This is a genomic window from Streptomyces sp. NPDC048361, from assembly GCF_040651795.1.
Lineage (GTDB): Bacteria > Actinomycetota > Actinomycetes > Streptomycetales > Streptomycetaceae > Streptomyces.
This window is the reverse complement of the sequence record NZ_JBEZKW010000038.1, coordinates 62,241-73,186: the sequence shown is the minus strand read 5'-3', so window position 1 is coordinate 73,186 and position 10,946 is coordinate 62,241. Positions and strand designations below refer to the sequence as shown.

The 10,946-nt window shown below is 70.4% G+C and carries 8 protein-coding genes, 5 tRNA genes and 1 pseudogene; 10 read left to right on the top strand and 4 right to left on the bottom strand.

All coding sequences use genetic code 11. From position 1 onward, the window contains the following. The 4 genes and pseudogenes from AB0D31_RS22105 to AB0D31_RS22090 form a co-directional block, all read right to left on the bottom strand. Positions 1-106 (bottom strand): annotated as a pseudogene (locus tag AB0D31_RS22105) (ATP-binding protein); the annotation flags it as partial. Beyond that, complete coding sequence (locus AB0D31_RS22100) at positions 87-494, bottom strand: DUF742 domain-containing protein (protein WP_189968088.1); 408 nt, start codon at positions 492-494, stop codon at positions 87-89. The pseudogene AB0D31_RS22105 and the gene AB0D31_RS22100, both read right to left, overlap by 20 nt. A gap of 178 nt (positions 495-672) precedes the next feature. Next, entirely contained in the window at positions 673-1,086 is a 414-nt protein-coding gene (locus tag AB0D31_RS22095) for a roadblock/LC7 domain-containing protein (protein WP_100577622.1), read from the bottom strand. Positions 1,087-1,095: 9 nt separating this feature from the next. Beyond that, positions 1,096-5,028 carry a nitrate- and nitrite sensing domain-containing protein gene (locus tag AB0D31_RS22090; protein WP_362725669.1) on the bottom strand — a complete coding sequence of 1,311 codons (3,933 nt, stop codon included), beginning with the start codon at positions 5,026-5,028 and terminating at the stop codon, positions 1,096-1,098. A 579-nt stretch (positions 5,029-5,607) separates the two neighbouring features. Here AB0D31_RS22090 and AB0D31_RS22085 point away from each other — a divergent pair. The 10 genes from AB0D31_RS22085 to AB0D31_RS22040 all read left to right on the top strand — a co-directional run bounded on the left by AB0D31_RS22085 (position 5,608) and on the right by AB0D31_RS22040 (position 10,803). Then, positions 5,608-5,808, top strand: coding sequence for a hypothetical protein (locus tag AB0D31_RS22085; protein ID WP_362725666.1), 201 nt, complete (start codon positions 5,608-5,610; stop codon positions 5,806-5,808). Between the two features lie 160 nt (positions 5,809-5,968). Further along, positions 5,969-6,745, top strand: a complete 777-nt coding sequence (locus tag AB0D31_RS22080) for a fumarylacetoacetate hydrolase family protein (protein WP_362725663.1) — start codon at positions 5,969-5,971, stop codon at positions 6,743-6,745. After that, the gene (gene gltX / locus AB0D31_RS22075) at positions 6,738-8,222 is read left to right on the top strand and encodes a glutamate--tRNA ligase (protein ID WP_362725660.1); all 1,485 of its coding nucleotides are present in this window, start codon (positions 6,738-6,740) and stop codon (positions 8,220-8,222) included. Before AB0D31_RS22080 ends, gltX begins: the two co-directional genes overlap by 8 nt. A 407-nt stretch (positions 8,223-8,629) precedes the next feature. Continuing rightward, on the top strand, positions 8,630-9,307 hold the full coding sequence (locus AB0D31_RS22070) for a DUF4241 domain-containing protein (RefSeq protein WP_362725657.1): 678 nt from the start codon (positions 8,630-8,632) through the stop codon (positions 9,305-9,307). Between the two features lie 173 nt (positions 9,308-9,480). Next, positions 9,481-10,200 carry an HAD family hydrolase gene (locus AB0D31_RS22065; RefSeq protein WP_362725654.1) on the top strand — a complete coding sequence of 240 codons (720 nt, stop codon included), beginning with the start codon at positions 9,481-9,483 and terminating at the stop codon, positions 10,198-10,200. Between the two features lie 88 nt (positions 10,201-10,288). Then, a tRNA-Gln gene (locus AB0D31_RS22060) sits at positions 10,289-10,360 on the top strand. Between the two features lie 23 nt (positions 10,361-10,383). After that, positions 10,384-10,456 (top strand) — tRNA-Glu (locus tag AB0D31_RS22055). Positions 10,457-10,517: 61 nt separating this feature from the next. Beyond that, positions 10,518-10,590, top strand: a tRNA-Glu gene (locus AB0D31_RS22050). A 16-nt stretch (positions 10,591-10,606) separates the two neighbouring features. Further along, positions 10,607-10,678 (top strand) — tRNA-Gln (locus AB0D31_RS22045). A 52-nt stretch (positions 10,679-10,730) separates the two neighbouring features. After that, positions 10,731-10,803: transfer RNA gene (locus tag AB0D31_RS22040), tRNA-Glu, on the top strand. The last annotated feature ends 143 nt before the right edge of the window (positions 10,804-10,946 follow it).

The following is a 10,946-nucleotide window of genomic DNA, read 5'->3' as shown; positions in this document are numbered from 1 at the left end:
CCGCGCCGACGAACGTGGTCTTGCCCACGCCGAAGCCGCCCGCCACCACGATCTTCGCCGACGTGGTGGAACGGGCGGCACCGCCGCTAGAGCTTCCGAAGTCCACTGAGCACCCTTTCGAGCAGCGTTACGTCCGGCGTGCCGCCGGTCTCTCCATTGCCCGGCTGGTGGATCGCCACCATGCCGGCCTCCGCCAGGTCGGCCACGAGGATCCGGGCCACACCCAGCGGCATCTGCAGCAGCGCGGAGACCTCCGCCACCGACTTGACCTCACGGCACAGGTGGCAGATCCGCTGGTGCTCGGGAAGAAGCGTGGCGAGGTGCGCCGGGTCGGCTGTGGTGCTGACCAGTGCCTCGATGGCGAGCTGGTAGCGCGGCCTGGTCCGGCCGCCGGTCATGGCGTACGGACGGACCAGCGGCTGGTCGCCTTCACTGTCGTACGCCGCGTCGTGCAGCGCGCCGTACGAATCGTGTGAGGCGGGTGGCGGGGTCATTGGTTCCTCCGGGCGGGGACAGCAAGGCATCTGCAAGCCGTCTGACAGGGCCGGTGGGGGGAAGTGGTGCGGCCTGGACGGATGTTCTGCGTCGTGCGGGAGCCGTACGCGCCGGAGGGGGCGGCGCCGCGGCTCCCGACCCCCGGCCTCGCGAGCGGCTCGGCCGGGGGGTTTGCGGTCAGTGGAGCAGGCTGCCCTGGAGCTCGGCGCGCAGGTCCGGAGTGAGGACGCTGCCCGCGCGGTCGACCAGGAGGGCCATCTCGTAGCCCACCAGGCCGATGTCGCACTCGGGGTGCGCGAGCACGGCCAGGGAGGAACCGTCGGACACGGACATCAGGAAGAGGAAGCCGCGCTCCATCTCCACCACGGTCTGGGCGACACTGCCACCCTCGAAGATCCGGGAGGCCCCGGCCGTCAGCGAGGTCAGACCGGACGCCACGGCGGCCAGCTGGTCGGCGCGGTCGCGCGGGAAACCTTCGGACATGGCGAGGAGCAGGCCGTCGGCGGAGACCACCACCGTGTGGGACACCCCTGGGGTGTTGTCCACAAAGTTGGTGATCAACCAGTTCAGGTTCTGTGCCGCCTGGCTCATCGGACTCAACTAACGCTCCTGCTGGTGAGTGGGGTCCACGTGGAAGCTGCCGGTTGAGCCGTTGTTGGCCTGCCGGCCCTGCTGGATGCCCCGGCGGAGATTGGTCAGCCGGCCGCGCACATCGTCGGGCGCCCGGGAGACCTGGGGTCCTGCCTGGTGGTTCTGCTGCTGTGCGGTGCCCGGCACCAGGTTGGCGCGCGGGACCCGCTTGGGAAGTCCGGACGTGGTGACGCCGCCGGCGGCGGGCTTGCGGGCCCGCTCGGCCTGGCGCACCAGATCGTCGTTGGGTGAACTGCGCCAGGTGCCCGACCCGTTGGAGCCGGAGTCCCCGGAACCGTTCGAGCCGTTCGCGCTGCCGGTCTCGCGGGCCGGGCGGCGCTCGGGCAGCGGCTGCTGCGGCGCGGCGCCTCGGCCCTGCTGCGGAGCCTGGGGCGCCTGCGAGGCGGGCTGCTGCGGCTGGCCGCCCTGCTGACCCGGCTGCTGCTGGAACCAGTTGGTCTCCAGCGTGTCGTACAGCGGGGTGCGCCCGTCACCGGCGCCGGCCGGCGGAAGGGCCCAGCCGTCACTCGGCCGCTGCGCGGCGGCACTCCCGTTCTCGGGCTGCGCGGGCTGGTTGCCGGACTGCTGGCGCGGTGCGCCGAAGTCGTTGCCGTCGCGGCGCTGACGCGGGCCGCCCTGACTGAAGTCCTGACCGAAGTCCTGACCCTGCTGGGGCTGCTGCTGGTACTGCTGCGGCTGGACCGGCTGCGGCGCGGGCGGCCTCGGCGCGTTGAAGTCCTGGCGGGCGAACTCGGAGGTCGCCACCGGGCCCTGACGGTCGTCGCCTGAGGGACGCCCGTACTGCCCGGCGTCACCGCCCTGGCCGGGCCGCTGGTACTGGCCGGCGCTGGACGGGTCCTGGTCGGGACGCCCGTACTGCCCGGTGTTCGAGGTGTTCGCCAGGTCCGGGGCCGGCCGCTCGAAGGAGCCCGTGTGTGACGGGTCCTGGCCGGGGCGCGCGTACTGGCCGGTGTTCGAGGACTGGTCGCCGTAGCCGTTGTAGGAGCCGGGACGCTCGAACTGGCCGGTCGCCGAAGGGTCCTGCGCGGTGGGCGCGCCGAACACGTCGGGGCGTACGAACTGACCGGTGCCCGAGGACTGGTCCTGCTGGGAGCCCGGCGGGGGACCGTCGAAGTCGGGGCGGGCGAACTCGGCGGTCGCCGCCGGACCCTGGCGGTCGTCGAGCGCGGGCCGCGGGTACTGGCCGGTGTGCTGCTCCGGCTCCTCGTGGCCGCGCGGCGCGTCGAGCGCCGACTGGTCGCTGCCCCAGCTCGCGGCCTGCGGCCGCGGCTGCTGGGGCTGTTGGGACTGTTGGGGCTGTTGGGTCAAGGGGTTGCCGCCACCACCGGGCAGTTCGGCGCGCGGGGCGCCGGGCGGCGGGGTGATCGGACGGTCGCCGCGGCGCGGCGCGGCCGGGGGAGTGGCCGCGGGACCGCTGCCGAACGCGGACTGCCGGCCCTGCTGCGGTGCCTGGCCCTGGCCCTGCTGGGGCTCTCCGCCGCGCGGCGGCAGCGCCGCGCGCGGCCCCTGGCCGCCGGCGACCTGGCCGCGCGGAGCGCCCGCGCCGAGCCGGCCGCCGGATCCGGCGGGACCACTGCCGAGCGGACCGGCGGCGAGCCCGGCACGCGAGGGCGGACCGCCCGCGAGACCGGGACGGCCGCCCTGGCCGGCCGGTGCCTGCGGCTGCCCGGCACCCGGCTTGCCGGGCACCTTCTTGCCGCCCTGGGCGACATCGACGGGCAGCATGACGAGCGCCGTCGTGCCACCGGAGTCCGAGGGGCGCAGCTGGATGCGGATGCCGTGGCGCAGGGACAGCCGGCCGACCACGAACAGACCCATGCGGCGCGAGACCGAGACGTCCACGGTGGGCGGCGACGCGAGCCGCTCGTTGATCGCGGCGAGGTCCTCGGGGGAGAGGCCGATGCCGGTGTCGTGGATCTCGACCAGGACGCGGCCGTCGGGCAGCGCGTGACCGGTGACGCGGACCTTGGTCTGCGGCGAGGAGAACGAGGTGGCGTTCTCCAGGAGCTCGGCGAGCAGGTGCACGAGGTCGTTGACCACGCGTCCGGCGACCTCGGTCGCGGGCACGGCGGCCAGCTCGATGCGCTCGTACTGCTCCACCTCGGAGGCGGCGGCGCGGAGCACGTCGACCAGCGGAACCGGGCGGGTCCAGCGCCGGCCGGGCTCCTCACCGGCGAGGACGAGGAGGTTCTCGCCGTTACGGCGCATACGGGTCGCGAGGTGGTCCAGCTTGAACAGCGAGGACAGCTGGTCCGGGTCGGCCTCGCGGGACTCCAGCTCGGAGATGAGAGAGAGCTGACGCTGGATGAGGCCCTGCGAGCGGCGCGAGAGGTTGGTGAACATCGCGTTGACGTTGCCTCGCAGCAGCGCCTGCTCGGCGGCGAGCCGTACGGCCTCGCGGTGCACGTCGTCGAAGGCCGCGGCCACCTGGCCGATCTCGTCACGGGAGTGCACGCCGACCGACTCCACCGAGGTGTCGACGTCCTGCGGGTCCGACTCCGAGAGCTGCTTGACGAGCTCGGGCAGCCGGTCCTGGGCGACCCGGGTCGCGGTGTCCTGGAGGCGGCGCAGCGAGCGGATCATGGAGCGGGCCACGATGAACGCGCCGACCAGCGAGACGCCCAGCACGACGAGGATCAGCACACCGTTGAGGATGGCGTCGCGCTGCGAGGAGTCGCGCAGCTCGCGCGCCTTCTGCTCCATCTCGCCGAGCAGGGTCTGCTCGATGGTCTTCATCTGGTTGATCTTGTTGGAGTCCTGGTCGTACCAGTCGAGGTACGAGCGCCGCTGCTCCTGGCCGATGCCGCCCGTGCTCTTGAGCACGTGCTGGGAGTACGCGTTGGCCGCGGTGATCTCCGAGTTGCCCTTGTCCAGCGGCGCCATCAGCTCGGTGGCGTTGCCGCCGTTGGCCTCGTACACGTTCTGGAACGAGGCGAGGGCCTGGCGCTCGCCGTCCTGGGCGGCCTTGGCGTAGAGGCGGTCGGGCTCCAGCAGGTTGCCCGACTTGTCCTTGGTGGCCGGCAGCGCCGCGGCGATGATCGCGCGCTGGACCGAGGCGTACTCCTTGGCGGAGGAGAACGCCGCGAGCGCACGGGTCCGCTTGATCATCTCCGGGTTGGAGGTGGCCTGCGCCATGTCCTGGGAGAGGGTGAGCAGACCGCGGATGAGACGGCTGTAGGACTCGACCGTCTGGGAGTCGGTGGAGCCGTCCTTGTACGCGGTCTGGCGGATGCTCTTGAGGTCCTGGAGCTGGATCGCGATGTTGGTGACGTTGCGCCGGATCGACTCCAGGGCGTCGTCGTTCTCCGCGCCGCTGACGTCCTGGGTCTGCTTGATGAACGACTTCTGGACGAGGTCCGTGGCGGCCCGGTCGGTCTGGACGCGGGCGTCGGACGTGCCCGTGGAGAGCGGGCCCGCCGAGTCGTCGCGCTCGGTCTGGAGCGCGGCGGCGAGCTCGGTCGCCTGCTTGGTCATGTCGGTGAGCAGCTGCATGTGATCGAGCTGCTGCATGTCGTTCATCGACTGGTTGATGCGCAGCCCGCCCAGGGTGGTCGCGGCGACCACGGGCAGGGCGAGCAGGGCGACGAGTCGCGTGGAGATGCGCCAGTTGCGCAGGGCTATTCGGGAGCCGGTGTCGACGGGACCCGTCGGCTTGCGCTCGGCGCTCGGCTGATCGCCGCCGGACGGACCCGACGGGCCGGAGGGCCCGCTGGTGCGCGCCGTCTGGCCGCTCGTCTCGCCGGCCGGCGAGGAGGATGGGTTCTCGGGGCCCCGGGGGTTCTGGGCGTGCTGGGGCGAGGAACCGGCCGTCTTGGGGCCAGTCCCACCCTGCGGCTCCTGCTCCGCCGCAGCGCTGCCATCCCTCTTGAAACGTCCCTGCACTAGCGTCGCAACCTCTGGACCAGGCGTCCCTCCGCACAAACGGATGGGACGGTGTCGGCGTCATGGGGGCACTGCGCGCCCCCTGTGTGGTCTGAGTGACCGGCGCTTGTCCTGCTCCCCCTCCCGCCGCTCACCCGGCGCTGCGTTGCGCCCCTGCGCGCCGGTCAGTGACCCGCGGCGGTGCGTGGAATTCCAGCACAGTGCAGGATCTCCAACAAGGCCCGCGTACCGGGCCGTGACCTGAGTGACACATTGTGAGTATCGGGTCACAAAATGTAGAAAGTGATCACGGAGAAAAGGGACTATTGCTTACGAGTCGCTTACGGGAGGGGGGTGTCCCAGTCGCGATGATCAGGAGCGGAATGAAAGGTTCGATACCGTAATGTCCGTTCCGCGAGGGGTGGTTGACGGGCCGTAATATCCCTTTTGTGGCTTCATTCGTGAGCAAACTCACATGTCGATCGTCGTCTCTACGTCCCTTTGCCGGGAATTCGAATGTTTAGCCTGACGCTTTACAGGGATGGCCAGACCGACAACCGGCGCCCAGCAGCGCCCGAAACGACAGGGTTCGTAGCAGAGATGAAGACGACGATGATCATCCGGAACATAGCCAACCCGCGCCGCACCACCCTCGCGCACCTCGCGGACGCCGAGGAGCTGCAGCGTGCGGCCCAGCCGGAGCACACCGTCGGCCTGCCGGCCCAGACCGCCAACCCGCGCCGCACCATCCTGATGACGGCCCCCGCCCAGGCCGCTCCCGCCGAGACCGCCGCCGTCTGAGCCGGCCGCCCCGCCCGGGCCGTCGCCGTCCGACCCCGGCCGCCCGCCCCCGAGCAATCGCACGGCCGGTGTCGTCGCCCGCGCTAGCCTGGAGCGTCAGACTCCGGCCGGTTCCAGCTCAGGCCATTCCAGCAAAGCGAAGTGAGGGGCGACAGCACTCGTGCGCATCGCCAGGTTCTCCATCGACGGCAATGTCGCCTTCGGGGCTGTTGAGGGCGACAGCCCCGACAGCCTCGTGCTCGACATCATCAAGGGCATCCCGTACGCGGACTTCGAACTCTCCGGCACCAAGGTGCCGCTGAGCAAGGTCCGCCTCCTGCCGCCCGTGCTCCCCAACAAGGTCGTGGCCATCGGCCGCAACTACGCGGAACACGCCAAGGAGCTCGGCAACGAGGTCCCGGACGTGCCGGTCGCTTTCTTCAAGCCGACCACCTCGGTGATCGGCTCGGGCGACTCCATCGAGTACCCCTCCTTCTCCGACGAGCTGCATCACGAGGCCGAGCTCGCCGTCGTCATCGGCCGCATGTGCCGCGAGGTCCCGCGCGAGCGCGTCAAGGACGTCATCTTCGGCTACACCTGCGCCAACGACGTCACCGCGCGCGACGTCCAGAAGCGCGAGAGCCAGTGGGCCCGCGCCAAGGGCTTCGACACCTCGTGCCCGCTCGGCCCCTGGGTCGAGACGGAGCTCGACCCGAGCGACCTCGCCATCCAGGCCACCGTCAACGGCGAACAGCGCCAGCTGGGCCGCACGGCCGACATGGTCCGCTCCATCGAGGACCTGGTCGTCCACATCACCGAGGCCATGACGCTGCTCCCGGGCGACGTCATCCTCACCGGCACCCCGGCCGGGGTCGGCCCCCTCAACGTCGGCGACGAGGTCGCCGTCACCATCGAAGGCATCGGCACTCTCACCAACAAGGTGATCAAGCGTGGCTAACCCCCTGGACGCGGCCATCCGCGTTCGTTTCTGTCCCTCCCCGACCGGCAACCCCCACGTGGGCCTGGTCCGCACCGCCCTGTTCAACTGGGCCTTCGCCCGGCACCACGGCGGTACGTTCGTCTTCCGCATCGAGGACACCGACGCGGCCCGCGACAGCGAGGAGTCGTACAACCAGCTCCTGGACTCCATGCGCTGGCTGGGCTTCGACTGGGACGAGGGCCCGGAGATCGGCGGCCCGCACGCGCCGTACCGCCAGTCGCAGCGGATGGACATCTACCGGGACGTGGCCGAGAAGCTGCTCGCCGCCGGCAAGGCCTACCCCTGCTACTGCACCACCGAGGAACTGGACGCCCGCCGCGAGGCCGCCCGCGCCGCCGGCAAGCCCTCCGGCTACGACGGCCACTGCCGCGACCTGAGCGCCGAGCAGAAGCAGGCGTACGAGGCCGAGGGCCGCAGCCACGTCGTGCGCTTCCGGATGCCCGACGAGGCGACCACCTTCACCGACCTGGTCCGCGGCGAGATCACCGTCCAGGCGGAGAACGTCACCGACTACGGCATCGTCCGCGCCAACGGGGCCCCGCTGTACACGCTGGTGAACCCGGTCGACGACGCACTGATGGAGATCACCCACGTCCTGCGCGGCGAGGACCTGCTCTCCTCGACCCCGCGCCAGATCGCGCTCTACAAGGCGCTGATCGAGCTCGGCGTGGCCAAGCAGATCCCCACCTTCGGCCACCTGCCGTACGTCATGGGCGAGGGCAACAAGAAGCTCTCCAAGCGCGACCCGCAGGCGTCCCTGAACGTCTACCGCGAGCGCGGCTTCCTGCCCGAGGGCCTCCTGAACTACCTCTCCCTCCTGGGCTGGTCGTTCTCCGCGGACCAGGACGTCTTCTCGATCCAGGACATGGTCGCGAAGTTCGACATCGCGGACGTCAACGCCAACCCGGCCCGCTTCGACCTGAAGAAGGCCGAGTCCATCAACGCGGACCACATCCGCATGCTGGACGAGAAGGCGTTCGCGGCGGCCTGCGAGCCGTGGCTGCGCGCCCCGCACGCCAACTGGGCCCCGGAGGCCTTCGACGAGAAGGCCTGGCAGGCGATCGCCCCGCACGCCCAGACCCGTGTGACGGTCCTCTCCGACATCACGGCCAACGTCGACTTCCTCTTCCTCGACCAGCCCGTCGAGGACGAGGCGTCCTGGGCGAAGGCGATGAAGGAGGGCTCGGACGCGTTGCTCCGCACGGCCCGCGAGAAGCTGGAGTCGGCGGACTGGACGTCGCCGGAGTCCCTCAAGAACGCGGTCCTCGCGGCCGGCGAGGAGCACGGCCTGAAACTGGGCAAGGCCCAGGCCCCGGTCCGCGTAGCGGTAACCGGCCGCACGGTCGGCCTCCCCCTCTTCGAGTCCCTGGAAATCCTGGGCAAGGAGAAGACCCTGTCGAGGATCGACACGGCACTGACGAAGCTGGCGGCGTAGCCGTAGGCGATACGTGAACGAGGGGCGGCAGCCGCTGGGCTGCCGCCCTTTCGTACGCTGCGGACGGCCGCCGCCTGCGAGCCGGCCCTACTCCGCCAGGGACCGGCCAAGTACCCCGAGCCGGGCGACCGGGGAGTACAGGGCGGGGGCGTCCACCTCCATGTGCCAGGTGTGCCGGACGTAGGTGGCGTGCACGACGAATCGCCTCGTGACCCAGCGCGCACTCAACCCTGTGCGGTGTCCCCGGCAAGGTGACTCAGTATCAAGGAAGTTGCCTCCGGGGCACCCTGGTGGCGGCCCGGTGCCTCTCGGCCCGACTCCGTTGTCGGTGCCCCGAGTTATGTTCTTCGGGCAGCGCGGAGAACCGCTGTGCCCGCCGCCGTTACCACGCCTCCCCGGGAGACCCCATGCCCATGCCCGCCCCCGACTTCTCCTGGCACTTCACCCCGGGCCGTACCTTCGCCGAGGACGACTCCGGGACCGCGGGCACCTTGAGTGTGGTCGCCGGTGGGGAGTTGTGGCTGCCCACCGGGCGCGTCATCGCCTGTGATCCCTTCGTCGCGCTCGGGGCCGGTGAGGCCGAGCCGTTCACGGCCGAGGTGGCGCCGGGGCGGTATCGGGTGGAGGCGGCCGTGGCGACGCTGGTGCGGGAGGGTGAGCCGGAGCCGGACGACGGCCCGCATTTGCGGGTGGCCGCTGCCCGGCTCGTCATCCGGGATGCCCCCGCCGTCACCTGGGAGCTCGCGCTCCAGCCGGGGCAGGAGCTTGCCGGGCTCGATGAGGACGAGTTCTTCGGGTACGGGGTCGACGCAGGTACGGGGTGTTTCTACGACGCCGGGTGCGACGGGTCCTTCCCCGACTGTGAGGGTGACGAGGGTCCGCTGTGGGACGCCTTCGACACCGTCCCGCCCTCGCCCGGCCCGCACACCGTGACCGACCCGGCGACCGGCCACAACCTGATCGCCTTCACCTCGGGGTGGGGCGACGGCGTGTACCCCACGTGGATAGGGCGCGACGAGGCCGGCGCCATCACCTGCTTCGTCACCGACTTCTTCGTCGTCCCCGCCGAGGCCCTTGTCTCCTGACTCACTGGTCCCCTGAGTCCCTGGTCTCCTGAGTCCCTGGTCTCCTGGGCCACTGGCTCCGCCGATGCCCTGGTTCCCCGAGTCACTTGCCTCCTGAGCCGCCGGGCCCGCAGACCCCGTCGCATATGCCAGAACCCCGCCCGCTCTGCGGATGCCGGGCCTAAACTCGGAGCATGGCCATCCGCGCCGTTCTCTGGGACATCGACGACACGATCTTCGACTACGCCACAGCCTCCCGCTCCGGCATGCGCGCCCACCTCGACATCGAGGGGCTGCCCCGCGCCTACGACTCCCTGGACGCGGCCCTCGACGGCTGGGACGAACTCACCGCCGTCCACTGGGCGCGGTTCGCCTCCGGCGAGACGGACTGGCACGGGCAGCGGCGCGACCGCGTGCGGGCGTTCCTGGGCGACGCCATGACCGACGACGTGGCGGACGCCTGGTTCGAGCGGCACATCGTGCACTACGAGGCCGCCTGGAGCCTGTTCCCCGACACCCTGCCCGTCCTCGACGTGCTCGCGGACGACTACCGGCACGCCATTCTGTCCAACTCCTCCCTGCCCAACCAGGAACGGAAGCTGCGCATCCTCGGCGTACGGGACCGGTTCGAGGCGCTGCTGTGCGCGGCCGAACTAGGCGTCGCCAAGCCGGAGGCAGGAGCCTTCCACGCCGGGTGCGAGGCCCTCGGGCTGCTCCCCGAAGAGGTCGTGTACGTCGGCGATCAGCCGGACATCGACGCGCGCGGCGCCGTCGAGGCGGGGCTCAAGGCGGTCTGGCTCGACCGGGCGGAAGCCGGCGGGCGCCCCGAGCTCGTACGCATCACGGGGCTCGGCCAGCTCCCTGACCTGTTGCGCCGCGATACCCGTTTTGGAGCGCCGGACACCTTCGGGTAATGTTCTTCCTGCGCCGAGGGGAACGGGAAGCAAGCCCTGAACCGAAAGCGCAAGCCGAGCAAAACTCCCCACGGGAGTTGCGTTTTGGTGGGCTATGGTGTAATTGGCAGCACGACGGTTTCTGGTTCCGTTAGTCTAGGTTCGAGTCCTGGTAGCCCAGCTCGCAGAGCTTTATCTGCAAAGGCCCCCGTTGTGTAGCGGCCTAGCACGCCGCCCTCTCAAGGCGGTAGCGCCGGTTCGAATCCGGTCGGGGGTACAGATCCTTCCCGCGGGATCACCAGGGTCGCACCCGGTGAACCTGATGCAGGATCGCTAGGGCCCCCGTTGTGTAGCGGCCTAGCACGCCGCCCTCTCAAGGCGGTAGCGCCGGTTCGAATCCGGTCGGGGGTACTGGTCTAAACCACCATGGGCTATGGTGTAATTGGCAACACTACGGTTTCTGGTACCGTCATTCTAGGTTCGAGTCCTGGTAGCCCAGCGGGTCATTTCAAGATCCTGGATCTTCATCGAAGGTCCGAAAACGCAGGTAGGCCCCCGTTGTGTAGCGGCCTAGCACGCCGCCCTCTCAAGGCGGTAGCGCCGGTTCGAATCCGGTCGGGGGTACGCACAGAGAATGGGCCCTTCGCATCTTGTGGAGGGCCTTTTCGTTTGCCCGCACACCTGCCGAGGGCTCCCCCTGGGTGTGCCGTGCCGCCAACTTCCTCACTCTGTACATGAGTTGGCCGCCTCCCGACACACCTCCGGCC

What these genes read in the sequence shown, in the direction of transcription:
- AB0D31_RS22100 (WP_189968088.1), bottom strand. Translation starts at nt 494, where the DNA reads ATGACCCCGCCACCCGCCTCACACGATTCGTACGGCGCGCTGCACGAC.
- AB0D31_RS22095 (WP_100577622.1), bottom strand. Translation starts at nt 1,086, where the DNA reads ATGAGCCAGGCGGCACAGAACCTGAACTGGTTGATCACCAACTTTGTG.
- AB0D31_RS22085 (WP_362725666.1), top strand. Translation starts at nt 5,608, where the DNA reads ATGAAGACGACGATGATCATCCGGAACATAGCCAACCCGCGCCGCACC.
- AB0D31_RS22070 (WP_362725657.1), top strand. Translation starts at nt 8,630, where the DNA reads ATGCCCATGCCCGCCCCCGACTTCTCCTGGCACTTCACCCCGGGCCGT.
- AB0D31_RS22065 (WP_362725654.1), top strand. Translation starts at nt 9,481, where the DNA reads ATGGCCATCCGCGCCGTTCTCTGGGACATCGACGACACGATCTTCGAC.